Origin of the sequence: Pseudomonas moraviensis, assembly GCF_900105805.1 — a bacterium.
In the GTDB taxonomy this organism is placed as follows: Bacteria; Pseudomonadota; Gammaproteobacteria; order Pseudomonadales; family Pseudomonadaceae; genus Aquipseudomonas; species Aquipseudomonas moraviensis_A.
The window spans coordinates 5,773,680-5,799,211 of record NZ_LT629788.1 but is presented as its reverse complement, the minus strand read 5'-3'; the positions used below and the strand labels follow the sequence as shown (position 1 = coordinate 5,799,211).

The 25,532-nt window shown below is 59.3% G+C and carries 23 protein-coding genes; 5 read left to right on the top strand and 18 right to left on the bottom strand.

The genetic code is table 11. From position 1 onward, the window contains the following. Nucleotide 1 precedes the first annotated feature (1 nt). The 5 genes from tpiA to rlmE form a co-directional block, all read right to left on the bottom strand. Complete coding sequence (tpiA, locus tag BLU71_RS25880; RefSeq protein WP_042608862.1) at nt 2-757, bottom strand: triose-phosphate isomerase; 756 nt, start codon at nt 755-757, stop codon at nt 2-4. A gap of 65 nt (nt 758-822) precedes the next feature. Further along, entirely contained in the window at nt 823-2,160 is a 1,338-nt protein-coding gene (gene glmM, locus BLU71_RS25875; protein ID WP_042608861.1) for a phosphoglucosamine mutase, read from the bottom strand. Between the two features lie 16 nt (nt 2,161-2,176). Continuing rightward, entirely contained in the window at nt 2,177-3,028 is an 852-nt protein-coding gene (folP, locus tag BLU71_RS25870) for a dihydropteroate synthase (protein WP_065615754.1), read from the bottom strand. A gap of 8 nt (nt 3,029-3,036) precedes the next feature. Next, on the bottom strand, nt 3,037-4,944 hold the full coding sequence (gene ftsH / locus BLU71_RS25865) for an ATP-dependent zinc metalloprotease FtsH (RefSeq protein WP_016771759.1): 1,908 nt from the start codon (nt 4,942-4,944) through the stop codon (nt 3,037-3,039). A gap of 202 nt (nt 4,945-5,146) precedes the next feature. Further along, nucleotides 5,147-5,776 (bottom strand): 23S rRNA (uridine(2552)-2'-O)-methyltransferase RlmE, encoded by a 630-nt coding sequence (rlmE, locus tag BLU71_RS25860; protein WP_039759551.1) that lies wholly within the window; start codon nt 5,774-5,776, stop codon nt 5,147-5,149. A 101-nt stretch (nt 5,777-5,877) separates the two neighbouring features. On the opposite strand from rlmE, the gene BLU71_RS25855 reads away from it, so the two are divergent. Next, nucleotides 5,878-6,186, top strand: a complete 309-nt coding sequence (locus BLU71_RS25855; protein WP_016771761.1) for a YhbY family RNA-binding protein — start codon at nt 5,878-5,880, stop codon at nt 6,184-6,186. 9 nt (nt 6,187-6,195) lie between these two features. Here the strand turns inward: BLU71_RS25855 and BLU71_RS25850 are convergent, their stop codons facing one another. From BLU71_RS25850 to grpE, 8 genes are all read right to left on the bottom strand, one after another. Next, nucleotides 6,196-6,600: a hypothetical protein gene (locus tag BLU71_RS25850; protein WP_042608885.1), complete on the bottom strand. Its 405-nt coding sequence runs from the start codon at nt 6,598-6,600 to the stop codon at nt 6,196-6,198. 28 nt (nt 6,601-6,628) lie between these two features. Next, a complete protein-coding gene (gene greA / locus BLU71_RS25845; protein WP_039759729.1) occupies nt 6,629-7,105 on the bottom strand; it encodes a transcription elongation factor GreA in 477 nt (158 codons plus the stop codon). A gap of 2 nt (nt 7,106-7,107) precedes the next feature. Beyond that, nucleotides 7,108-10,329, bottom strand: a complete 3,222-nt coding sequence (carB, locus tag BLU71_RS25840; RefSeq protein ID WP_039759558.1) for a carbamoyl-phosphate synthase large subunit — start codon at nt 10,327-10,329, stop codon at nt 7,108-7,110. Nucleotides 10,330-10,453: 124 nt separating this feature from the next. Next, a complete protein-coding gene (carA, locus tag BLU71_RS25835) occupies nt 10,454-11,590 on the bottom strand; it encodes a glutamine-hydrolyzing carbamoyl-phosphate synthase small subunit (RefSeq protein WP_064364500.1) in 1,137 nt (378 codons plus the stop codon). Nucleotides 11,591-11,848: 258 nt separating this feature from the next. After that, nucleotides 11,849-12,652 (bottom strand): 4-hydroxy-tetrahydrodipicolinate reductase, encoded by an 804-nt coding sequence (gene dapB / locus BLU71_RS25830; RefSeq protein ID WP_016771766.1) that lies wholly within the window; start codon nt 12,650-12,652, stop codon nt 11,849-11,851. Nucleotides 12,653-12,661: 9 nt separating this feature from the next. After that, nucleotides 12,662-13,786: a molecular chaperone DnaJ gene (dnaJ, locus tag BLU71_RS25825; RefSeq protein WP_039759565.1), complete on the bottom strand. Its 1,125-nt coding sequence runs from the start codon at nt 13,784-13,786 to the stop codon at nt 12,662-12,664. 297 nt (nt 13,787-14,083) lie between these two features. Further along, nucleotides 14,084-16,000 carry a molecular chaperone DnaK gene (gene dnaK, locus BLU71_RS25820; protein WP_042608859.1) on the bottom strand — a complete coding sequence of 639 codons (1,917 nt, stop codon included), beginning with the start codon at nt 15,998-16,000 and terminating at the stop codon, nt 14,084-14,086. A 102-nt stretch (nt 16,001-16,102) separates the two neighbouring features. Further along, on the bottom strand, nt 16,103-16,669 hold the full coding sequence (gene grpE / locus BLU71_RS25815) for a nucleotide exchange factor GrpE (RefSeq protein ID WP_039759570.1): 567 nt from the start codon (nt 16,667-16,669) through the stop codon (nt 16,103-16,105). A 240-nt stretch (nt 16,670-16,909) separates the two neighbouring features. Here grpE and recN point away from each other — a divergent pair, with 240 nt between their 5' ends. Next, complete coding sequence (gene recN, locus BLU71_RS25810; protein WP_064364501.1) at nt 16,910-18,583, top strand: DNA repair protein RecN; 1,674 nt, start codon at nt 16,910-16,912, stop codon at nt 18,581-18,583. 76 nt (nt 18,584-18,659) lie between these two features. Here recN and fur read toward each other — a convergent pair whose 3' ends face one another. Beyond that, entirely contained in the window at nt 18,660-19,064 is a 405-nt protein-coding gene (fur, locus tag BLU71_RS25805) for a ferric iron uptake transcriptional regulator (protein ID WP_016771770.1), read from the bottom strand. Nucleotides 19,065-19,161: 97 nt separating this feature from the next. Between fur and BLU71_RS25800 the strand changes: the two genes are divergently transcribed. Further along, nucleotides 19,162-19,689 (top strand): outer membrane protein assembly factor BamE, encoded by a 528-nt coding sequence (locus BLU71_RS25800; RefSeq protein WP_042608857.1) that lies wholly within the window; start codon nt 19,162-19,164, stop codon nt 19,687-19,689. A gap of 61 nt (nt 19,690-19,750) precedes the next feature. Here BLU71_RS25800 and BLU71_RS25795 read toward each other — a convergent pair whose 3' ends face one another. Genes BLU71_RS25795 through BLU71_RS25785 form a run of 3 tightly spaced genes read right to left on the bottom strand, consistent with a single transcriptional unit; the run spans nt 19,751 to nt 21,903 of the window. Continuing rightward, nucleotides 19,751-20,095 carry an RnfH family protein gene (locus BLU71_RS25795; RefSeq protein WP_083354200.1) on the bottom strand — a complete coding sequence of 115 codons (345 nt, stop codon included), beginning with the start codon at nt 20,093-20,095 and terminating at the stop codon, nt 19,751-19,753. Next, nucleotides 20,058-20,492, bottom strand: coding sequence for a type II toxin-antitoxin system RatA family toxin (locus BLU71_RS25790; RefSeq protein ID WP_016771773.1), 435 nt, complete (start codon nt 20,490-20,492; stop codon nt 20,058-20,060). The genes BLU71_RS25795 and BLU71_RS25790 overlap by 38 nt, the downstream gene beginning before the upstream one ends. Nucleotides 20,493-20,499: 7 nt before the next feature. Then, a complete protein-coding gene (locus BLU71_RS25785; RefSeq protein WP_083354199.1) occupies nt 20,500-21,903 on the bottom strand; it encodes a sodium-dependent transporter in 1,404 nt (467 codons plus the stop codon). A gap of 119 nt (nt 21,904-22,022) precedes the next feature. On the opposite strand from BLU71_RS25785, the gene smpB reads away from it, so the two are divergent. Continuing rightward, nucleotides 22,023-22,505 (top strand): SsrA-binding protein SmpB, encoded by a 483-nt coding sequence (gene smpB / locus BLU71_RS25780; protein WP_007953781.1) that lies wholly within the window; start codon nt 22,023-22,025, stop codon nt 22,503-22,505. A gap of 149 nt (nt 22,506-22,654) precedes the next feature. On the opposite strand, the gene BLU71_RS25775 is transcribed toward smpB, so the two are convergent. Beyond that, nucleotides 22,655-23,422: a GntR family transcriptional regulator gene (locus BLU71_RS25775; RefSeq protein WP_042608853.1), complete on the bottom strand. Its 768-nt coding sequence runs from the start codon at nt 23,420-23,422 to the stop codon at nt 22,655-22,657. 263 nt (nt 23,423-23,685) lie between these two features. Between BLU71_RS25775 and BLU71_RS25770 the strand changes: the two genes are divergently transcribed. Then, complete coding sequence (locus BLU71_RS25770) at nt 23,686-25,383, top strand: lactate permease LctP family transporter (RefSeq protein ID WP_083354198.1); 1,698 nt, start codon at nt 23,686-23,688, stop codon at nt 25,381-25,383. Nucleotides 25,384-25,532 lie beyond the last annotated feature (149 nt).

Sequence of the window (25,532 nt, the reverse complement as noted above, 5' to 3'; positions counted from 1 at the left end):
TTCAGTTTCCCGCGGCGCGACAGATCGCACCGAACTCATCTGCATTCAGGGAAGCTCCACCAATGAGCCCCCCATCGATATCCGGCATGCCGAACAGTTCGACCGCATTGGCCGCCTTCACGCTGCCGCCGTATAGAAGCCGCACATTTCGTGCGACTTCAGAATTCTCTGCCGCCAACTGCTCGCGAATGGCTTTATGCACATCCTGAGCCTGTTGCGGCGTTGCAGTCAGCCCGGTACCAATGGCCCAGACCGGCTCGTAAGCAATCACTGCCTTGGCAAAAGCACCGACACCCAGCTCCTCAATGATGCTGCCCAGCTGACGCCCGACAACTTCAAGAGTTTTTCCGGCTTCGCGTTGCTCAAGGGTCTCCCCCACACACAACACCGGAATCAAGCCACATGCCTGTGCAGCTGCGAACTTGCGATTCAGCATCCCGTCTCGCTCGCCCAGAATCTGGCGGCGTTCGGAGTGCCCGACAAGCACCAGGGAACAACCTGCATCCACCAACTGACTGGGAGCAATCTCACCGGTCAGCGCACCTTGCATGGCTTCCACCGCAGAATTCTGCGCGCCGACCGAAATCGACTTGCCTTTCAAGCCATCAATCACTTGATTGATATACAAGCAAGGCGGGAACACCGCGACATCAACACCGCTTGGCAAGGCCAGATGACGAAGGCCGTTGATCAGCTCAGCGACGCTGGCGCGGGTACCGTGCATCTTCCAGTTACCAGCTACCATAGGGCGACGCATGCTGTACCTCGTCGGTCAAAGTGGGCGCAGATGTTACCCAACACAATCATGGCTTGCAAGCCGTATCAGGCAGAAACTTCGGTTACCAGTTTTGCCAGCTCTTCGGCATAGCCGCGAACCTGGTTTTCGTCCTCGCCTTCGACCATTACGCGCACCAGAGGCTCTGTGCCGGACTTGCGCAGAAGCACGCGACCGCGCCCCGCCATCGCCTGGGTTACACGGGCGCTGGCTTCCTTGACAGCCGGATGCTCCAGTGGGCTTTCACCGCCGCCGAAGCGGACGTTGATCAGCACCTGAGGGCACTTGCGCAAAGCCTGTCGGGTTTGGGCGAGACCTTCATTGCGGGATTTCAGAGCCATCAACACCTGCAAGGCCGCGATGATCGCGTCGCCCGTGGTGGTGTGATTGAAGCAGACCACATGCCCGGAGTTTTCTCCGCCGACAAGCCAGTTGCGCTCTTGCAGCTCAGCGATGACATAGCGGTCACCGACATTGGCACGAACGAACGGGATCGACAGATCTGCCAGGGCCAGCTCAAGGCCGAGGTTGCTCATCAGCGTACCGACCACTCCACCCTGCAACTTGCCGCGCTCATGCAGATCGCGGGCAATGATAAACAGCAGATCATCGCCATCGACGATGGTACCGGTGTGATCAACCATCAACACGCGATCGCCATCACCATCGAAAGCGATGCCGAGGTCGGCGTGTTCGGCCAGCACCGCAGCCTGCAACGGCCCCATGTGCGTGGAACCACAGTTATCGTTGATGTTCAGCCCGTTCGGCTGGGCAGACAGCACGACAACTTCGGCGCCCAGCTCACGGAAGACGCTCGGCGCCACCTTATAGGTCGCACCGTGCGCACAGTCGATGACTATTTTCAGGCCGGAGAAATTGGTTCCGGAAGGCACGCTGCTTTTGCAGAACTCGATGTAGCGACCCGATGCATCATTGATTCGCGAAACTTTGCCGATCTTGCTCGATTCGACGACGGTCATCGGCGTATCCAGCAACTCTTCGATCATCAACTCCAATTCATCCGGCAGCTTGGTGCCTTTGCCGGAGAAGAACTTGATGCCGTTGTCGTCATGCGGATTGTGCGATGCACTGATCACGATCCCGGCTTCAGCCTGGAAGGTACGCGACAGATAGGCAATGGCTGGCGTCGGCATCGGGCCGAGCAGCATCACATCGGCGCCCGCCGAGGTCAGCCCGGCCTCGAGTGCGGACTCGAACATATAGCCGGAGATCCGCGTGTCCTTGCCGACCAGCACCTTGCACGCACCCATCTTGCGGAACGCCATGCCAGCCGCCCAGCCGAGCTTGAGCATGAAATCAGGCGTGATCGGATATTCACCAACGCGACCGCGAATGCCGTCGGTACCAAAATATTTCTTGCTCATAAGTGCTCCATCATTCTTATTCGGCTGATTCTACGGCCGCGATCATTCGCACCACATCGACAGTTTCCGCCACATCGTGGACGCGCAATATTCGCGCGCCCTTTACCGACGCCAGCGCCGCCAGCGCCAGACCGCCATGCAGACGCTCACCCACGGGACGGTTCAAAGCGTGGCCAATCATACTCTTGCGCGAAACACCCACCAGCAGTGGCCGACCCAGTGCGTGCAGGGCCTCCATGTGCTTGAACAAGCTTAGATTGTGCTGCAAGGTTTTGGCGAAGCCGAAGCCGGGATCGAGAATGATCCGCTCGGCGGGAATGCCCGCCTGCGCACACTGATCCATGCGCTCGGCCAGAAACTCGCCGACCTCACGAGTGACATCCTGGTAATGCGGATTGTCCTGCATATCGCCCGGCTCGCCGAGCATGTGCATCAGACACACCGGCAATCCGGTCGCCGCCGCCGCGTCCAGCGCGCCATCGCGACGGAGCGAACGTACATCGTTGATCAACCCGGCACCGAGCCGTGCGGTTTCGCGCATGACCGCTGGCGTGGAAGTATCGACCGAGATGATGACATCCAGCTCGCGGTTGATCAGCTCGACTATCGGTGCGACGCGCTCAAGCTCCTCCAGAGGAGAAACCGCTCGAGCACCCGGCCGGGTCGATTCGCCGCCGACATCGATCAGCGTCGCACCAGCCAGCACCATGGCTTCGGCGTGGCGCAGCGCTGCGTCCAGCTGGCTGTAACGGCCACCGTCGGAAAAGGAATCGGGAGTGACATTGAGAATGCCCATGACATGCGTATGGGCCAAATCAAGAACCCGGTTGCCGCAAGGCAACCGGGTCAGGGACTGAACAGAAGTCATTTCAAACCTTAAACGTCAGCAGCCGGACCGCCAATCGGTTTTTCCGGACGCTCGTCCTGCACGACAGGCGGCGGAGGCGTACCGGTGCCACCGGACCAGTCACGCGGCTCGCGAGGTGTGCGACCGGCCATGATGTCGTCGATCTGCTCGGCATCGATGGTTTCGTACTTCATCAGCGCATCAGCCATGGCATCCAGCTTGTCACGGTTATCCGTGAGGATCTGCTTGGCGGTGCCGTAGCACTGATCGATGATACTGCGCACTTCGGAGTCGATCAGCTTGGCTGTCTCACCCGAGAAGCTGGCAGCCTGACCGCCACCGCCGCGACCGAGGAACACTTCACCCTCTTCTTCGGCGTACATCAGCGGACCGAGTTTTTCCGACAAGCCCCACTTGGTCACCATATTCCGGGCAATCTGACTTGCACGCATGATGTCGTTGGAGGCACCGGTGGTCACACCATCGAAGCCCAGCGTCATTTCCTCAGCGATACGGCCGCCGTACAACGAGCAGATCTGACTGATCAACGCACGTTTGGACAGGCTGTAGCGATCTTCTTCCGGCAGGAACATGGTCACACCCAGCGCACGACCGCGCGGGATGATCGATACCTTGTAGACCGGATCATGCTCAGGTACGACGCGACCCACAATGGCGTGGCCAGCTTCGTGATAAGCAGTGTTCTGTTTTTCTTTCTCGGACATGACCATGGATTTGCGCTCGGCACCCATCATGATCTTGTCTTTGGCCAGTTCGAACTCTTTCATCTCGACGATACGCTTGCCGCTACGGGCAGCGAACAGCGACGCCTCGTTGACCAGGTTGGCCAGGTCAGCACCGGAGAAGCCCGGAGTACCACGTGCGATTACCGCCGGAGCAACGTCGTCGCCCATTGGCACTTTGCGCATGTGCACTTTCAGAATCTGCTCGCGACCACGAATGTCCGGCAAGCCAACCACCACCTGACGGTCGAAACGGCCCGGACGCAGCAGCGCAGGGTCGAGTACGTCGGGACGGTTGGTTGCGGCAATCACGATGATGCCGTCGTTCATTTCGAAGCCGTCCATCTCTACCAGCAACTGGTTGAGAGTCTGCTCACGCTCATCGTGACCACCACCCATACCGGCGCCACGATGGCGACCCACGGCATCGATTTCGTCGATGAAGATGATGCACGGTGCGTGCTTCTTGGCCTGCTCGAACATGTCGCGGACACGGCTGGCGCCGACACCAACGAACATTTCGACAAAGTCGGAACCGGAAATGGTGAAGAACGGCACTTTCGCTTCGCCGGCAATCGCCTTGGCCAGCAAGGTTTTACCGGTGCCCGGTGGGCCTACCATCAGCACACCGCGCGGGATACGGCCGCCCAGACGCTGGAATTTACCCGGATCACGCAAGAACTCGACCAGTTCGCCGACTTCTTCCTTGGCTTCGTCGCAACCGGCAACGTCAGCCAACGTGGTCTTGACCTGATCCTCGGAGAGCAGGCGTGCCTTGCTCTTGCCGAAGCTCATCGGCCCGCCCTTGCCACCGGCACCGCCCTGCATCTGGCGCATGAAGAACATGAACACCGCGATGATCACCAGGATCGGGAAGCTGGCCACCAGAAGCTGGGTCCAGATGCTTTGCTGTTCAGGCTGCTTGCCTTCAACCACAACGTGATTGTCGACCAGATCGCCGATCAGGCCATTGTCCTGGATTGCCGGACGAATGGTCTTGAAGCTGTCGCCATCGGTGCGCTTGCCGGTAATCACATAGCCATCGACGGCTACGCGCTCGACCTTGCCATCCTTGACCTGCTGGATGAAGTCGGAATAGTTGAGGGTCTGCGGCTCGTTAGGGCTGGAGAAGTTGTTCATCACCGTCACCAAGACAGCCGCGATGATCAACCACAGGATCAGATTCTTTGCCATATCGTTCAATTAACTACCCTCTGAAGCAAGCTCCGCTACTGGCGCGCGCTTCGCATGATATTCACCGGCCTAACTTACTACATTACCTACAACTCTGGCAGGCGCCGTCTGTAACCCTTTGTGAAACACTTTCTACACAATATTCGCTTATGCCCGCAGAGCGAAATATGAAAAACCTATCGCCCCGCCGAAAAACCTCGTTTTACGCATCACCGCCGCGATAACCCCAGGCCAGCATGTACTGCTCACGGGAGCTGCCACGGGAAGAGTCTGGCTTGATCATCTGGATCTTGTCGAATTTCTTGCGAGCATCCTTCAGATAAACATCGAACCCTTCGCCCTGGAAAATCTTGATGACGAAATTGCCACCGGGCTTGAGTATCCGCTCCGCCAGATCCAGCGCCAGCTCACAAAGGAACATGGCCTTGGGCATATCCACTTCGGGCGTACCACTCATATTGGGGGCCATATCGGAAATCACAAGGTCCACCTGCGAATTACCAACGGCCTCGAGGATTTCGGCAAGCACCGAGTCTTCCGTGAAGTCACCCTGAATGAAGGTCACGTCCGGAATGCCGTCCATTTCAAGGATGTCAGAAGCGATCAGACGCCCCTGACCACCGATCAGCCGACTGGTGACCTGCGACCAGCCGCCCGGGGCCGCACCGAGGTCGACCACGCTCATGCCCGGACGGATCAATTTGTATTTTTCCTGGATCTCCAGAAGCTTGTAACTTGCACGCGAACGGTAGCCATCCTTCTGCGCCTGCTTCACATAAGGATCGTTGACATGTCTTTTCAGCCAACCAAGGCTTGTCTTGGAACGCGCCATTGGGCACCTCGATGATTAGGGTCGTGATTAGTTGGGCGGATCCACGAACCCTCGGGTAAAATGGCCGCCATTTTACAGAATCCAGACGAAAGGGTCAGATTATGCCGCTCACTCCAGAGCAGAAGAAACAGTACAAATCCATCGGCCACCACCTCAAACCAGTGTTGACGGTGGCGGACAACGGTTTGACTGAAGGTGTTTTAGCCGAACTTGAACGCGCCCTGGCGGATCACGAGCTGATCAAGATCAAGCTCAACATCCTCGATCGCGAGTCGCGCTTGGCGCACATCGCCGAACTGTGCAAGGTCGGCAAAGCGGACCTGGTTCAGGTCATCGGCAAGATGGCTCTGGTCTATCGCAAGAACTTCAGCGCCAACAAGCAGCTGTCGAACGTTCATCGCTTCAAGTGATGCGCAGGGTCAAGGGTGTGCTTCGCGCACCCTGCCACTCCATCCCGGCACCGGCTGCATGACCAGCACCAGCCCGGAAAACCCCAGCACCAGATAACTGAATACCTGCCAGCGCTGCGCATCCGGCCAGCCGACACGCACAGCGACATACATCGCGCACGCGTACAACGCCATCAACAGCACCTGCCCGCGAAAATCCCGCCATAGACTGCCAAGGCCTTCGGCCTGTACCAGCACTAAAGCCTGAAAGATCACGCACAGAGCGGCGAATCCCACCACCAGCACTTCGAATGCACTGGCTACTTCGTCGATCAACAGCGGCGCCAGGCCGATCTGGCCTAACGCCGGCTGCAAACCAAGGTGAATCAACCATAGACCACCGACCCAAAGCATCTGGGTCAGCTGCCAAAGCATGGCGCCCGCGTGCAGCGGACGCCTTCTTTCAGATGTGACGAACTTCGACAATCTCGTACTCGATCACGCCGCCTGGCGTTTTGACGGCAACTACATCGCCCTCTTCCTTGCCAATCAAGGCGCGGGCCAGCGGCGAACCGACGGAAATCTTGCCGAGTTTGAAGTCAGCCTCATCCTCACCCACGATGTGGTAAGTGACGCTTTCATCAGTCTCGACGTTGGCGATTTCCACGGTGGTGCCGAAGATCACTTTGCCGGTATGCGGAATGGTCGTGACATCGATGATGACCTGATTCTGGATCCGGCCTTCGATGTCACGAATCCGCGCTTCGACCATGCCCTGCTGTTCGCGAGCGGCATGGTATTCAGCGTTTTCCTTCAAGTCACCCAACTCGCGGGCCGTACCGATGTCCTGGCTGAGCTTCGGACGAACGACCTTGGTCAGGTGAGCATGTTCTTCTTCCAGGGCTTTGGCGCCCTGAACAGTCATTGGGTACTTGGTTATGCTCATGCCTTCAATCCTGCGTGTAGATCCTGCAAGCGGCGCACGGTTTTTTCCGGACCGAACTTCAGCGCTTCGCAGATCGCTTCGCCCGCAGCGATGGTAGTGGTGCAGTAGATCTTGTGCTGCAGGGCGTTGCGACGAATGGAGTACGAATCGGCGATCGACTGACGACCTTCGGTGGTGTTGATGATCAGCGTGACTTCGTCATTCTTGATCATGTCGACCACGTGCGGACGCCCCTCGGTCACCTTGTTCACGCGGCGCACTTTCAGGCCTGCCGCTTCGATCAGCTTGGCAGTGCCGGCAGTGGCGACCACTTCGAAGCCCAAGTTGATCAGATCACGGGCCACGCCTGCAACCAGCGGCTTGTCATCATCGCGCACGCTGATGAACGCGGTACCGCCGGTCGGCAGCACTTCGCTGGCGCCCATCTGCGCCTTGGCGAATGCTTCGCCGAAGGTATCGCCGACACCCATTACTTCACCGGTGGACTTCATCTCTGGGCCGAGGATCGGGTCAACGCCAGGGAATTTGGCGAACGGGAACACCGCCTCTTTCACGCTGTAGAAGTTCGGGATGATTTCCTTGGTGAAGCCGATTTCCTTCAGGGTCTTACCAGCCATCACGCGGGCAGCGATCATCGCCAGGGAAACACCGATGCACTTGGAAACGAACGGCACGGTACGCGAGGCGCGCGGGTTGACTTCGATGACGTAGATGTCTTCGCCCTGCAAAGCCAATTGCACGTTCATCAGGCCGACAACGCCCAGTTCAAGGGCCATTTTCTTGACCTGTTCGCGCATCTCGTCCTGGATGTGTGCCGGCAGCGAGTACGGCGGCAGCGAGCATGCGGAGTCACCGGAGTGAACGCCCGCCTGTTCGATGTGCTGCATGATCGCGCCGATCACCACGTCTTTGCCGTCGCAAACCGCATCCACGTCCATTTCGATGGCGCAGTTGAGGAAGTGGTCGAGCAGCACCGGGCTGTCGTTGGACACTTGCACCGCGTCACGCAGGTAACGCTTGAGCTCGTCTTCCTTGTAAACGATTTCCATCGCACGGCCGCCCAGGACATAGGACGGGCGCACCACCAACGGATAACCGATTTTCGCGGCAGCACGAACGGCTTCGTCTTCGCTGCGCACGGTGGCGTTTGGCGGCTGACGCAGGTTCAGGCGCTCGACCATTTGCTGGAAGCGCTCGCGGTCTTCGGCACGGTCGATGGCGTCAGGGCTGGTGCCGATAATCGGCACGCCAGCAGCTTCCAGCGCGCGAGCCAGTTTCAGCGGAGTCTGGCCGCCGTACTGGACGATCACGCCTTTCGGCTTCTCGACGCGGCAGATTTCCAGTACGTCTTCCAGGGTTACCGGCTCGAAGTACAGACGGTCGGAAGTGTCGTAGTCGGTGGAAACGGTTTCCGGGTTGCAGTTGACCATGATGGTTTCGTAGCCGTCTTCGCGCAGAGCGAGAGCAGCGTGAACGCAGCAGTAGTCGAACTCGATGCCCTGGCCGATACGGTTCGGTCCGCCACCCAGGATCATGATCTTGTCGCGACCCGACGGCGCGGCTTCGCACTCTTCCTCGTAAGTCGAGTAAAGGTAAGCGGTGTCGGTGGCGAACTCGGCGGCGCAGGTGTCAACGCGCTTGTAGACCGGGAATACTTCGAGCTTCTGACGATGGGTGCGCAGGTTCTTCTCGGTGACGCCCAGCAGCTTGGCCAGACGCTGATCGGAGAAGCCTTTGCGCTTGAGCTTGAACATCAGGTCGCGGTCGATCGAGGACAGACCGAGGGTCTTGACCTTCTCTTCGTCCTTGATCAGGTCCTCGATCTGCACCAGGAACCACGGGTCGATCATGTTCATGCCGAAGATGTCTTCGACCGACAGACCGGCACGGAAGGCGTCCGCCACGTACCAGATACGCTCGGCGCCCGGCACGGTCAGTTCGCGCTTGAGCACGCTCATGCTTTCCGGGTTGCTCAGATCGAGCTTCTCGTCCAGGCCGCAAACGCCGACTTCCAGACCGCGCAGGGCTTTCTGCAGGGATTCCTGGAAGGTGCGGCCGATGGCCATGACTTCACCGACCGACTTCATTTGCGTGGTCAGGCGCGCGTCAGCCTTGGCGAATTTCTCGAAGGCGAAGCGTGGCAGCTTGGTGACGACGTAGTCGATCGACGGTTCGAAGGACGCCGGGGTCTTGCCGCCGGTGATGTCGTTCGACAGCTCGTCGAGGGTGTAACCCACAGCCAGTTTGGCCGCGACCTTGGCGATCGGGAAACCGGTGGCTTTCGAAGCCAGTGCCGAGGAACGCGATACCCGCGGGTTCATTTCGATCACGACCATACGGCCAGTGTTCGGGCAGATACCGAACTGCACGTTGGAACCGCCTGTCTCGACGCCGATCTCGCGCAGGACCGCCAGGGAGGCGTTACGCAGGATCTGGTATTCCTTGTCGGTGAGGGTCTGGGCCGGAGCCACGGTGATCGAGTCACCGGTGTGCACGCCCATCGGGTCGAAGTTTTCGATCGAGCAGACGATGATGCAGTTGTCCTTTTTGTCGCGGACAACTTCCATTTCATATTCTTTCCAGCCGATCAGCGATTCGTCGATCAGCAGCTCTTTGGTCGGCGACAGGTCCAGACCACGAGCGCAGATTTCTTCGAACTCTTCACGGTTGTAGGCGATACCGCCACCGGTGCCGCCCATGGTGAAGGACGGACGGATGATGCACGGGAAACCGAGAGTTTCGAGAACCGCATTGGCCTCTTCCATGCTGTGGGCGATCCCGGAACGCGGGCACGCCAGGCCGATGGATTTCATCGCCTTGTCGAAACGCGAACGGTCTTCAGCCTTGTCGATGGTGTCGGCGTTGGCACCGATCATCTCTACGCCGAACTTCTCCAGAACGCCTTCGCGCTCCAGGTCCAGGGCGCAGTTCAGTGCAGTCTGGCCGCCCATGGTTGGCAGTACGGCGTCCGGACGCTCCTTCTCGATGATCTTGGCAACGGTCTGCCACTTGATCGGTTCGATGTAGGTAGCGTCGGCCATGTCCGGGTCGGTCATGATGGTGGCCGGGTTGGAGTTCACCAGGATGACGCGGTAACCCTCTTCGCGCAGGGCTTTGCAGGCCTGGGCGCCGGAGTAGTCGAATTCGCAGGCCTGGCCGATAACGATCGGGCCAGCGCCGAGAATCAGGATGCTTTTAATGTCTGTACGTTTTGGCATGGTTTGTCACTCAAATCCGCAGGTCAGTCGGCAAGCCGTCTTGATCGATTTCTGAAGTCCCGAAGGGGCCGCCGGGTGCCGGGGCCGCCCTCAAGGCTTCTCTCTACAGTCTCAAGGCGAACGCTTAGCGTCGCTTGGCCATCTCGTTGATGAAGCGGTCGAACAGTGGCGCGACATCGTTCGGGCCCGGGCTCGCTTCAGGGTGACCCTGGAAGCTGAACGCGCTCTTGTCGGTGCGCTCGATGCCTTGCAGGGTGCCGTCGAACAGCGACTTGTGGATCGCGCGCACGTTGGCTGGCAGGGTGGCTTCGTCTACCGCAAAACCGTGGTTCTGGCTGGTGATCATTACCACGCCGGTGTCCAGGTCCTGCACCGGGTGGTTGGCACCGTGGTGGCCGTGGCCCATTTTCAGGGTCTTGGCGCCGGAGGCCAGAGCCAGCAACTGGTGGCCGAGGCAGATGCCGAACACCGGCGTCTCGGTTTCCAGCACTTGCTTGATCGCCTGGATCGCGTAGTCGCATGGCTCCGGGTCACCAGGGCCGTTGGACAGGAACACGCCGTCCGGCTTGAGCGCCAGTACATCGGCGGCTGGCGTCTGAGCCGGCACCACGGTGACGCGGCAGCCGCGCTCGACCAGCATGCGCAGGATGTTGACCTTGACGCCGTAGTCGTAGGCGACCACGTGGTATGGCAGTTCGGAGGCTTCGATAGTCGCGTGGCTGTCGGTTTTCAGATCCCAGACAGTCGAGCGCCATTCGTATTGAGTCTTGGTGCTGACGACTTTCGCCAGGTCCATGCCCTTCAGGCCCGGGAAGCCTTGCGCAGCGGCGATGGCCGCTTCTTCGGAGATGTTGTCGCCGGCCATGATGCAGCCGTTCTGTGCGCCTTTTTCACGCAGGATGCGGGTCAGGCGACGGGTGTCGATACCCGCGATTGCCACTACATTGTTGGCTTTCAGGTAGTCGGACAGGGACATCGTGTTACGCCAGTTGCTCGCTACCAGCGGCAGGTCACGGATGACCAGGCCAGCGGACCATACGCGGTCGGACTCGGCGTCTTCCGGCGTGGTGCCGGTGTTGCCGATGTGCGGGTAAGTCAGGGTAACGATCTGTTGGGCGTAGGAAGGATCGGTAAGGATTTCCTGATAGCCGGTCATTGCGGTGTTGAACACCACCTCACCAACGGTCTGACCGTCGGCTCCAATGGCTTCGCCGCGAAAAATGCTGCCATCAGCAAGGGCGAGTATGGCTGGCTTAGTCAAGAAGACCTCCCGTAAATAACGCATGAAAGGGCAATCGCAGGTTGTAAAAAAGCGGAGTGACGTATGGACACGTCACCCCGCTTCTTCACTGAAATTATTCTGCGCGCTTTTAGTGGACACACTAAAGCTGTAGCTTACAGAAAAGGCCGTTTTTGGTCCACCGCTAAAGAGCCTTAAAGGCCGGAGAATGCGACAGGTCGTCGCCAAGCGGTGAAAACCGGCGCAAAACGGGACGTCTGCGCCGGGTTCAGCAACGACTCAACGCAGGTCGAGCACGTCTTGCATGTCGTACAGGCCCGGTTCGCGACCATCCAGCCACAGCGCCGCACGCACCGCGCCCTTGGCGAAGGTCATGCGGCTCGAAGCCTTGTGGGTGATCTCGACGCGCTCGCCATCGGCAGCGAACAGAACGGTGTGGTCACCGACGATGTCGCCGGCACGCACGGTGGCGAAACCAATGGTTTCACGCTCACGCGCACCGGTCTGACCTTCGCGACCGTAGACCGCGACCTTCTTCAGATCACGTCCCAGCGCATCGGCAATCACTTCACCCATGCGCACGGCGGTACCCGACGGGGCATCGACCTTGTGCCGGTGATGGGCTTCCATGATCTCGATATCGACATCGTCGCCCAGCACGCGCGCAGCGGTGTCGAGCAACTTCAGGCAGAGGTTGACGCCGACGCTGAAGTTGGCAGCGAAAACGATTGGAATATCCTTGCCCGCCTCGGCCAGCAACTGCTTCTCTTCAACACTGAAACCGGTGGTACCGATGATCATCGCCTTGCCGTGTTTGCGGCAGAACGCGAGGTTCTTCAGGGTCACGGTCGGGTGGGTGAAGTCGATCAACACATCGAACTCTTCAACCACACGATCCAGATCACCGGACAGCGGCACGCCAATACGGCCCAGCGCTGCCAGCTCACCGGCATCCGCGCCAACCAGCGTGCTGTCGGGACGATCGACCGCCGCGGTCAGACCGGCGCCCGGCGTCTGCTGCACCGCTTCGATCAGGGTCTTGCCCATGCGCCCGGCGGCGCCCATCACTGCAATACGTCGCATGCCGACTCCTTACAAATCGCCGAAGAAACGCTTCACACCGTCGAACCAACCGGTGGTTTTCGGCGAATGGCTGTTGTCGTCAGCCAGGGAGCTGCGGAATTCTTCCAGCAGTTCACGCTGACGACGATTGAGGTTGACCGGCGTTTCCACAGCCACACGACACATCAGATCACCGGCACCGCCGCCACGCACTGGCGCCACGCCTTTGCCGCGTACGCGGAACTGCTTGCCGGTCTGCGTGCCTTCGGGGATTTTCAGTTTGACGCGACCGTCGAGGGTCGGAATCTCCAGCTCGCCGCCCAACGCTGCGTCAACGAAGCTGATCGGCACTTCGCAGAACAGATGCTTGCCGTCACGCTGGAAGATGTCGTGCTCGCGCACATTGATCACAACATACAGGTCGCCAGTCGGCCCGCCCTGGGTACCCGCCTCGCCTTCGCCGGACAGACGAATGCGGTCGCCGGTATCAACACCGGCCGGCACTTTCACCGACAGGGTTTTGTACTCTTCTACGCGACCGTCGCCGTGGCAGGAGTCGCACGGATCGGAAATGATCTTGCCTTGGCCATGGCAGCGCGGGCAGGTCTGCTGCACCGAGAAGAAGCCCTGCTGCATGCGCACCTGGCCGATACCGCCACAGGTCGGGCATGTCGTCGGCGAGGAGCCTTTCTTGGCGCCGGAACCATCGCACGGCTTGCAGTTGACCAGTGTCGGCACGCGGATATTCACCGACGTGCCGCGCACCGCTTCTTCCAGATTCAGCTCCAGGGTGTAGCGCAGATCGCTGCCACGCTGGGCGCCGCCACGGGAACCGCCGCGACCGCCGCCGAAAAAGTCACTGAAGACATCGCCAAAGATGTCCGAGAAATTCTGGCCACCGAAACCGGCACCGCCGCCGCCCATGCTCGGATCGACGCCGGCATGCCCGTACTGGTCGTATGCCGCGCGCTTGCTGGCGTCGGACAACACTTCATAGGCCTCGTTGGCCTCTTTGAATGCTTCTTCCGAAGCTTTGTCGCCGGGATTACGGTCGGGGTGGTGCTTCATGGCCAGGCGGCGATAGGCCTTCTTCAGGTCCGCTTCGCTCGTGCCCCGCTCGACACCCAATACTTCGTAATAGTCACGCTTTGCCATAAGTTCTTTGCACTCTTAAGGACGTTCGGCAAACCCCTCCTGAGCCTCGCCAAACTCGTTGAGCCCCCATTAAGGCCCGGACCCAACTCACGTCAATTCAACGATCCTGGTCTTGATTGATGCGGTATCTGCGGCGCGAAAAGCAGGAGCATTCCCGGCCATACCGCCAGCATCCGAACGCTGTCGCATGCTGTAAAAATTCGCGTATTCCAGATACGCCAACGCGGGAGGCAAGCTCCCGCGCGGCGACATCCTACCAGTCACCGCCGCAAGGCAGTCAACCGGGCGACCAACAACTTACTTGTGGTCTTTTACTTCTTCGAACTCGGCGTCGACAACGTCGTCAGCCTTCTCAGCCGATTCGCCTTGCGGGGCTGCGCCATCAGCTGGCTGAGCCTGTTCGGCGTACATCTTCTGAGCAACCGGAGCGGAGACTTTCGACAGCTCTTCAACCTTGGCTTCTATGGCAGCCTTGTCGTCGCCTTTGACGGCGGCTTCCAGAGCAACCACTGCAGCCTCGATTGCAGTCTTCTCTTCGGCGGTGACCTTGTCGCCCGCGTCAGCGATCATCTTGCGAGTCGAGTGCACCAGTGCATCACCCTGGTTACGGGCAGCGGCCAGCTCTTCGAACTTGCGGTCTTCCTCGGCATTCGCCTCGGCGTCACGCACCATGCGCTCGATTTCTTCGTCGGACAGACCGGAGTTGGCCTTGATCACGATCGACTGGGTCTTGCCGGTAGCCTTGTCTTTCGCGCCGACGTGCAGGATGCCGTTGGCGTCGATGTCGAAGGTCACTTCGATCTGCGGCACGCCACGTGGAGCTGGTGGAATGTCGGCCAGGTCGAACTTGCCCAGCGATTTGTTCTGTGCGGCTTGCTTGCGCTCGCCCTGCAGAACATGAATGGTCACAGCGCCCTGGTTGTCGTCGGCAGTCGAGAACACTTGCGATTTCTTGGTAGGAATCGTGGTGTTTTTCTCGATCAGCGCGGTCATCACGCCACCCATGGTTTCGATACCCAGGGTCAGCGGGCTGACGTCGAGCAGCAGCACGTCTTTAACATCACCGGCCAGAACAGCGCCCTGAATCGCAGCACCCATGGCAACGGCTTCGTCCGGGTTGACGTCTTTACGCGCTTCTTTACCGAAGAAATCAGTAACCAGCTTCTGCACCAGCGGCATACGAGTCTGACCACCGACCAGAATCACGTCGTTGATCGCGCTGACGTCGATACCAGCGTCTTTCATGGCAATGCGGCAAGGTTCGATGGTGCGCTGAACCAGGTCTTCAACCAGTGCTTCGAGCTTGGCACGCGAGATTTTCACGTTCAGGTGCTTAGGACCGGTCGCATCTGCAGTGATGTACGGCAGGTTGACGTCGGTCGACTGAGCGGACGACAGCTCGATCTTGGCTTTCTCAGCGGCTTCTTTCAGGCGCTGCATGGCCAGCGGGTCACCTTTGAGGTTCATGCCGCTTTCTTTCTTGAATTCGTCAACGAGGTAGTCGATCAGACGAATGTCGAAGTCTTCACCGCCGAGGAAGGTGTCACCGTTGGTGGCCAACACTTCGAACTGGTGCTCACCGTCAACTTCAGCGATTTCGATTACGGAAACGTCGAAAGTACCGCCACCCAGGTCATAAACGATCACGGTGTGATCGCCCTTGGCCTTGTCCATACCGTAAGCCAGCGCGGCTGCGGTTGGTTCGTTGATGATACGTTTTACGTCCAGACCAGCGATGCGGCCGGCGTCTTTGGTAGCCTGACGCTGGCTGTCGTTGAAGTAGGCCGGAACGGTGATCACCGCTTCGGTCACTGCCTCGCCGAGGTAGTCTTCGGCGGTCTTCTTCATCTTCTTCAGAATTTCAGCCGAGATTTGTGGCGGAGCCATTTTCTGGCCGTTCACTTCAACCCAGGCGTCATTGTTGTCAGCCTTGACGATCTTGTAAGGGACCATCTGGATGTCTTTCTGCACAACTTCTTCGTCGAAACGACGACCGATCAGACGCTTTACTGCGTACAGGGTGTTGTGTGGGTTGGTGACAGCCTGACGCTTGGCCGACTGACCTACCAGGATTTCGCCATCGTTGGCGTAAGCGATGATCGACGGCGTGGTACGCGCGCCTTCAGCGTTTTCAATAACTTTGGCTTTGCCGTTTTCCAGCACGGAGACGCAGGAGTTGGTAGTCCCCAGGTCGATACCGATAATTTTGCCCATGTTCACTCTCCCGAAACTTTGGATTTTGTTGCCGCAGCAGTGGTGGCTGACTGCGGTAGCACTTAAACGCTTGACTTCTAAATGGGGGCCTTGCGGCTAATTTCAAGCCTGCTCGTCAATCGAAGGCGAAACCGGTGCCGGCGCCTTGCTGACCACGACCATCGCCGGGCGCAGCAGACGACCATTGAGCTGGTAGCCCTTCTGGAAAACCTTCAGCACGCTGTTCGGCTCGACATCGGCGCTTTCCTGCATGGCCATCGCCTGATGGTGAACGGCGTTGAACGGTTCGCCATGCGGATCGATCGCTTCAAGCTGGTAGCGCTTGAGGGTGTCGTGGAACATTTTCAGGGTCAGCTCGATGCCTTCGCGCATCGGACGGATGCTTTCGTCGTCCGGGCTCGACAGCTCGAGGCCGCGCTCCAGGCTGTCGACGATCGGCAGCAGGTCGCTGGCGAATTTTTCCAGGGCAAACTTGTGCGCCTTCTCGACGTCCTGCTCGGCACGGCGGCGAACGTTCTGCAGATCGGCAGCAACACGCAGAGACTGATCCTGCGCGGCGGCCAATTGCTCTTCGAGCACTTGCACACGGGTCGCCAGGTCGTCACCCGAACCTTCGGGCGCCTGATTGGCATCTGGGTTTTGCGTATCTACTGTCTGTTCGTCAGCCATAGAATTCTCCTTTCAATTTCGTCCGCGAGCCTGACTCGCGCTTCTGCCCCGATATATGGGGCCGCAAAATCAGGCTTCAAGGGCTGCAATCGATTGTCCCTACAAAAAAGTGCTGAATAGTCATTCTCGAATGCGCTAAGAAAACTTTTCGATCAAGCAAATCGAGCTAAGCGAGGGCATTGTCAGGCCGGAACAAAACACTGTATAAATAACCAGACCTCAAGCCTGGGAGCGGCCCTTATGCTGGTGCACCTGTCCGTACACAACTACGCCATCGTCGAACATCTCGATCTCGAACTCGATCGCGGGATGAGCGTGATCACAGGGGAAACCGGCGCCGGCAAGTCGATCATGCTCGATGCCCTGGGCCTTACCCTGGGCGATCGCGCCGACAGCGGCGTGGTCCGCCCGGGCGCCGATAAAGCCGACATTCTCGCCACGTTCGACCTGGCTGATATCCCTGAAGCCAGCGCCTGGCTGACCGAGCGCGACCTGGAAAACGACGGGCCGTGCATTCTGCGTCGGGTCATCACCTCGGAAGGTCGTTCGCGCGGCTATATCAACGGCACGCCCTGCCCGCTTGGCGACCTCAAAGCCCTTGGCGAGCTGCTGATCGATATCCACAGCCAGCATGAACATCAATCACTGCTGAAAACCGACACCCATCGCCGCCTGCTCGACGAGTACGCTGGCGCGACCGATCTGGCGCGTCAGGTACAACTTGCCGCCCAGCGCTGGCGCCAGACCCGCCAGGAACTCGAGCGCCTCTCCAACTCTGGTGATGAACAACGTGCACGTCATCAACTGCTCAGCTACCAGCTCGAAGAACTGGAAAACCTCGGCCTCGGCGAAAACGAACTCGAACAGCTGGAGCAGGAACACAAGAACCTGACCAACGCCGAAACCTTGCTGGGCATTTGCCGGCAAGTGGTCGAGCAGTGCAGCGAAAGCGATTCCGGCAATGTGCTGAATGCGCTGACCGCCAGCCTCAATCGCCTGTCCAGCGTGAATAATTCAGTGGGTGCGCTGGGTGAAGCCAGCAGCCTGCTGACCAGCGCGCAGATTCAGGTAGAAGAAGCGGTCGGCGAGCTCAACCGCTTTCTCGACAACTTCGATGCCGACCCGGCTCGCCTGCAATATCTGGAAGAGCGCCTGGACGCGATCTACACCCTGGCGCGCAAACACCGGATTCAACCGACCGAAGTCGGCGAAATGCAGCAGAAGTTGCTGGATGAAATCGAAACCCTGAACGCCAACGATGAATCCATCGAGCGCCTGGGCGAAGAGCTGGCGTCCTACGCCCGTCACTATCAAGAGAAAGCCCGCGAGCTGAGCGACCTTCGTCATCAGGCAGCCGGCAGCCTCGCCAGTGCGGTGGAGCAGGAAATCCAGCGCCTGGGCATGCCCGGCGGCCGCTTCACCATTGAACTGAAAGCCAACAGCAGCGACGAGTTGCTGCCGAACGGACTGGAACAGGTCGAACTGCTGGTCAGCGCCAACCCCGGCCAACCGCTCAAGGCGCTGGCAAAAGTCGCGTCCGGCGGTGAGCTGTCGCGGATCAGTCTGGCGATTCAGGTGATCACCGCCCAGACCTCCCGTGTGCCAACGCTGGTATTCGACGAAGTGGACGTGGGTATCGGCGGCCCGACTGCCGAGATCGTCGGCCAGCTACTGCGGCGCCTCGGTGATCGCGGCCAGGTCTTGACCGTGACCCACTTGCCGCAAGTGGCGGCGCAGGGTCATCAGCATCTGTTCGTGCACAAGGTTCGCGACGAGAAGGCGACTCACACCGCTGTCGCGAAGCTGACAAAGAACGAGCGCATCGAAGAAGTCGCGCGCATGCTCGGCGGCATCGATCTGACCAAGGAATCCCTGGCTCACGCGAAAAAAATGGTGGTGACCGCCAAGGCCTGACAAACGGTAGAAAGCACGAAGGCGACCCTTGGGTCGCCTTCGTTCGTTTCGCGAATGTGAAATTCGCGCGACATGCTTACTTTTTCTTGCGTACGTACAGTACGAGATTGTGATCAACCATCTCGAAGCCATGCTTCTCGACGATCGATTTCTGAAGTTTTTCGATTTCTTCGTCGAAGAATTCGATGACTTCACCCGACTCCACGTTGACCATATGGTCGTGGTGACCACCGTCAGCCAGTTCGAAGACCGCGTGGCCGCCGTCGAAGTTGTGGCGGACCACGAGGCCGGCCGCTTCGAACTGGGTCAGTACACGGTAAACCGTGGCCAGGCCGACGTCCTCACCAGCTTCCATCAACGCCTTGTAGACGTCCTCGGCACTCATGTGGCGCTGCTCGGTAGAGTCGAGCATTTGCAGGATCTTGACCCGTGGCAGGGTCACTTTGAGGCCGGCTTTGCGTAGTTCGCTATTTTCAACCATGGTCAGCTTTCTCGCGATGCTGCTTCGCAGCTTCTCTTAATGCGGGTATGATCGGCGTTTACGTTGTCCCAGCCAAGATAGTGGAAGTCGCCCACCGATGCAAAACACCAAGCTCTTGCTAACCAGTTTCACCTTTGTGGGACTGCTCGCACTCGCCGGTTGTTCATTCCCCGGGGTTTACAAAATCGACATCCAGCAGGGCAATGTCGTCACGCAGGACATGATAGACCAGTTACGCCCGGGAATGACCCGGCCGCAAGTACGGTTTATCATGGGCAACCCTCTGCTTGCCGACACGTTCCATGCCGATCGCTGGGATTATCTGTACAGCCTGCAACCGGGTGGCGGTGAACGCCAGCAGGAACGAATCAGCGTTATCTTCAATTCCAACGACCAGCTTGTCAGCCTGTCCGGTGACTTCATGCCGGGCGTGAGCCGTGACGAAGCCATTCTTGGCAAGGACAGCGGCACGAACGTCACCGCGCCTGCTGAGAACGCCGAGAAGCCAGAAGCTGAAAAACCAGCCAAGCCAGGCTCCTTGCTGGATCAGATCCAGAAGGACGTCGATGGTGTGGAAACCGTACCGGTTCCGACACCAGAACCGCTGGACACCTCGCCGCAGTAATACGCGAGGCAATAAAAAACCCGGACATTCCGGGTTTTTTATTGCCTGCCGTTTGGCTCAATCAGGAATTACGTGCCTTTGCCTCGGCAGCCTTCGCCGCACGCAGGCGTCGAACTTCTTTGGGATCCGCCAGCAGCGGCCGGTAAATTTCGATGCGATCGCCGACCTGAACAGCACGCGCCTCCGCGTCAGTCACGACTTTGCCAAAAATCCCCAGCGGACATTCCGCCAGATCCAGCTCAGGAAACTCGGCCGCGATGCCCGATTCGTGCACCGCCGCCCGAACGCTAACGCCCTCAGCGACGCTGATCGCACGCAGAACTTGCCGATCAACCGCCGCGTACACCACTTCTATCTCGATCACCGGCTCAACCGTGCATCTGCTTGGCGCGCTGGCAGAAAGCATCCACCAGCTGATTGGCCGCCTGATTGAACAGCGGGCCCAACGTAGCGCGCACCAGCGGCCCGGCATAATCGAACGACAGATCCAGACTGATCTTGCAGGCTTTTTCGTTCAGCGCCTTGAACACCCAGATGCCGTGCAACTGAGTGAACGGGCCTTCTTCAAGGTTCATCTCGATCGACTGCCCCGGCACCAGCGTATTGCGCGTGACGAAATGCTGGCTGAGGCCGCCCTTGGCCACGCCGACACTGGCGCGCATGTGTTCCGGGGAGCTTTCCAGTACTTCAGCCTCCGAGCACCACGGCAGAAACTCCGGGTACCGCGCGACGTCGTTGACCAGGTCGTAGAGAAATTGCGCCGGGTACGGCAGAAGCGCGGATCGTTGGATATGTGTCGTCATGTAAGCGTTACTTCCAGAGCTGAGCGGCAAAGACTACAAGAATGCCGATAGGCGCCACGTAGCGCATCAAGAACAGGGACAGGGCAAACAGAACCGGGTTACGGATGGACAATTCATCCCGCACCGCTTCACGCCCCATCACCCATCCCGCGAACAGCACGAAACACAAGCCACCGAGGGGCAACATGATCCGCGAGGTGAAGAAATCGATCACACCGAAGGAGTCGAGACCGCCCTGCGCACCCCATTGGTAGAGGCTGAACACCCCGCCTTCGTTCACGAAAAACTTGGCTTCCTTCCAGATATTGAAGGAAAACACCGTGCCCAGACCGACAAACCAGCAGGTGAACGCCAGCCAGAAAGTCACCCAGGCGCGGCTGATTTTCGTGCGCTCAACGAGGTAAGCCACCATCGGTTCGAGCAGGGAAATCGCCGAACTCCACGCGGCCACCGCGACCAGCACAAAGAACACCACGCCCATCAACTGGCCGAGAAATACGTTACCAAAAGCAAATGGCAGGCTGACGAACATCAGGCCCGGGCCTTCGCTCGGGTTCAGGCCCGCGGCGAACACAATCGGAAACAACGCCAGACCGGCTACCAGCGATACGAAAGTATCCAGCAGGGCAACACCGACCACCGTGCCCGACAGCGAGGTGTTCTTCGGCATGTAGGCGCCGTAGATCATGATCGAGCCGACGCCAACGCTCAGCGAAAAGAACGCATGGCCCATCGCTGGCAGCAGGCCGTCGAGGACTTTTTCCGGGTGGAAGTCGAACATGAAATGCACGCCTTCCATGAAATGCCCGGTGGTCATGCTGTAACCCAGCAACACCAACACCATCACGAATAGCAGCGGCATCATGATCCGCAGGCTGCGCTCAAGCCCGGCGACCACACCTTTGGCGATCACGTAGGCCGACAGCAGCATAAAAATCGTGTGCCAAAGTGTCAGGCGCCATGGATTGGAGATGACATTGCCGAAATAGGCGCCGACCTGATCGGCCGTCGCGCCCTGGAAATCGCCCCGGCCCATGTCGACGATGTAGTCCAGCGACCAGCCGCCGACCACACTATAGAAAGACAGGATCAGCAGAGCCGTGATCATCCCGGCAAACGCGCCCCACGACCATTTGGCCGAGTGCCCCGCCTCCAGCGCCAGCACCTTCAAGGCGTTCGCCGGACTCTGTCGGGCGCGCCGGCCGATCAGGGTTTCCGCGAGCATGACCGGGACACCGATGAGCGCGATGCACGCCAGGAACATCAGCACGAAGGCGCCGCCACCGTAGACCCCGACCATGTAGGGGAACTTCCAGATACTACCCAGTCCCACGGCCGAACCGGTCGCGGCGAGTATGAACACCCAGCGGCTAGCCCAACTGCCGTGGACAGAAACCTTGTCTGTCGACATCGTTTATCACGCCCAAGCGTTAGAAAAAGAGGCCGCATTGTCCGGGATTCACTCAACCTGCTCAAGCACGCAGCAACACCGTAGCCGACAGCCGAACAACTCCATATAATGCCGCCCCTATGGCTAAACAGAAGAAACACCCAACAGGGACCATCGCGCAGAACAAAAAGGCGCGACACGATTACTTCATCGAGCACAAGTTCGAGGCTGGTCTGGTCCTGGCCGGCTGGGAAGTAAAAAGTCTGCGGGCGAGCAAGTTGCAGCTGGTCGACAGCTATGTCCTGCTCAAGGATGGCGAAGCGTGGTTGCTCGGCAGCCACATCACGCCGCTGATGACCGCAAGCACTCACGTCATCGCCGACCCGGTGCGCACACGCAAACTGCTGCTCAACCGCCGCGAGCTGGACAAGCTCGCCGCCGCCGTGCAGCAAAAGGGTTACGCCTGCGTCTGCCTGTCCTGGTACTGGAGCAAGCACATGGTCAAGTGCGAGATCGCTCTGGGCAAGGGCAAGAAGGAATACGACAAGCGTGACACCGAGCGCGAGCGCGACGCCGGTCGTGAATTGCAGCGAGCGGTGCGCAACAAGGGCAAGGAAGACTAGTCCTCGCCCTGAAGCACAACTGTGGCGAGGGAGCTTGCTCCCGCTGAGGCGCGCAGCGGCTCTCGCTTTTTTCTGGGTCGCGGGAGTCGAATGCGCCTGCTGCGCAGTCGAGCGGGAGCAAGCTCCCTCGCCACAATTGATGCGCTACTTCACATCCCCTTGCGCCGCTCCGCCCGAGCCATGCGCTGCACCTCCTGACGCACCTCTTCCAGCACTTCCTGCACATACAGAATATGTCGGCTGGACACTTCCCTGGCCTGCTCCGCGCGCCCTTCGATAATCGCCAGATACAATTCTCGATGCTGCGAGATCAGCATGTCGCGGGTTTCCGTGCGCTGTTTGTACATGCCGCCAATGTTGGTCACGACGTTGCGCTTGAGCAGATCGAACAAACCACGAATGGTATGCAGCAACACCGCGTTGTGGCTGGCTTCGGCAATCGCCAGATGAAATTTCGCATCCGCCGCGCCCTCTTCCGCGCGGCTGACCTCTTCATGGCGCGAGTAGCAATCCTGCAGCTCTTCGAACGCAGTAGTCAGTCGTTCACGATCGACATCGGTGGCGCGCAACGCGGCGTAATAAGCGCACGACGCCTCCAGGGTGTGCCGAAACTCGAGCAAATCGCGCTGCGCTTCGGGATTGCTTTCAAGCAATTGCAACAGCGGATCGCTGAACGTCGAACCAAGCCCTTCCACCACATAATTGCCGCCGCCCTGGCGGCTGACCAGCAAGCCTTTGGCCGCGAGTTTCTGAATCGCCTCGCGCAACGACGGGCGTGATACGCCAAATTGTTCGGCCAGGGTACGCTCGGCCGGCAGCCGCTCGCCTGACTTCAGCGTGCCCTCAAGGATCATCCCTTCGAGGCGCTCGACAATATCGTCAGACAAACGGCGCTGACGTATCTGATCAAAGCCCATAACTCATTTCTCCACGATCCCGACCGCTCGCCGGGCTGTCTATTCTGGCCTATCCGCGCGCCGCCGACACCTGCCAGACACCACTTCGCCAAACCGGATCAGTTGCCCCCTGCACCGTATCTTCGACGAAAGTTTCAGGGCGGCAAATTGACACACCTACGCCAAGGCTTTTACCCTAGCCAACAGCGCTTGTAAATTGGTCTTACCAATTATCCAAATACGCTGACAGTGCCTGACCAACAACAATTAGGGGCCACCCCACTATGCAAACCTGGCAACAGCTCTACAGCCCGCTCGGCAGTCTCGGCGTTTCCGCACTCGCGGCCGTCATTCCCATCGTGTTCTTCTTTCTCGCCCTGGCGGTGTTCCGCCTCAAAGGCCATGTGGCCGGCAGCATCACCCTTGCGCTTTCGATTGCCGTGGCGATTTTCGCTTTCCAGATGCCAGTGGACATGGCGTTCGCCGCCGCCGGTTATGGCTTCGCTTATGGTCTGTGGCCGATTGCCTGGATCATTGTCGCGGCGGTATTCCTTTACAAACTGACGGTGAAGAGCGGTCAGTTCGAGGTCATCCGCAGCTCGGTTCTGTCGATCACCGATGACCAGCGCCTGCAGGTGCTGCTGATCGGTTTCTGCTTCGGCGCATTTCTGGAAGGTGCCGCCGGTTTCGGCGCGCCGGTCGCGATTACTGCCGCACTCCTTGTAGGACTGGGCTTCAATCCGCTGTACGCCGCCGGCCTGTGCCTGATCGCCAACACCGCGCCGGTGGCGTTCGGCGCGCTGGGGATTCCGATCATCGTTGCGGGTCAGGTCACTGGCATTGACGCCTTCAAGATCGGCGCCATGACCGGTCGCCAACTGCCGCTGCTGTCGCTGTTCGTGCCGTTCTGGCTGGTGTTCATGATGGACGGCCTGCGCGGTGTGCGCGAAACCTGGCCGGCCGCGCTGGTGGCAGGTTTGAGCTTCGCTATCACCCAGTACTTCACTTCGAACTTCATCGGCCCGGAACTGCCGGACATCACCTCGGCGCTGGCCAGCCTGATTTCCCTGACCCTGTTCCTCAAGGTCTGGCAACCACGCCGCGCCGCCGGCCAGCACATCGTCGGCGCCGTGTCCGCCTCGGTGGTCAGCGCCAGCGTCGGCGGTTTCGGCCAGAAGCGCACCACCGTGGCTTCGCCCTACAGCCTCGGGGAAATTTTCAAGGCCTGGTCGCCGTTCCTGATCCTCACCGTACTGGTGACGATCTGGACGCTGAAGCCTTTCAAAGCGATGTTCGCTGCTGGCGGCTCGATGTACAGCTGGGTATTCAACTTCGCGATTCCGCACCTTGATCAACTGGTGATCAAGACTGCGCCGATCGTGGCCAATCCGACTGCCATTCCAGCGGTGTTCAAACTTGATCCGATTTCCGCCACCGGAACAGCGATTTTCTTCTCCGCGCTGATTTCGATGCTGGTACTGAAGATCGATTTCAGAACTGGTCTGACCACTTTGAAAGAGACCTTCTACGAACTGCGCTGGCCGATCCTGTCGATCGGCATGGTGCTGGCGTTCGCCTTTGTCACCAACTACTCCGGCATGTCCTCGACCATGGCCCTGGTATTGGCCGGTACCGGCGCGGCATTCCCGTTCTTCTCGCCGTTCCTCGGTTGGCTGGGCGTGTTCCTCACCGGTTCGGATACGTCGTCGAACGCGCTGTTCAGTTCGTTGCAAGCGACCACGGCGCACCAGATCGGCGTCAACGACACCCTGCTGGTGGCGGCCAATACCAGCGGCGGCGTGACCGGCAAGATGATCTCGCCGCAATCGATCGCCGTGGCCTGCGCCGCGACCGGTCTGGTCGGCAAGGAATCGGATCTGTTCCGCTTCACCCTCAAGCACAGCCTATTCTTTGCAACGATTGTCGGTTTGATCACCCTGGCTCAGGCCTACTGGTTCACCGGCATGCTGGTGCAGCACTAATACCTACAAGAAGCCTACAAGAAAGACGGAAATAACCGACGCCGGCCCGTGATCCGGCGTCAGCAATTCACCACCGGGTCTGTAAGGCTGCTGAAAGCAACGCGCTTTATATTCGGCAGCCGCAGCAGACGGATAACCGGGCCCACCCG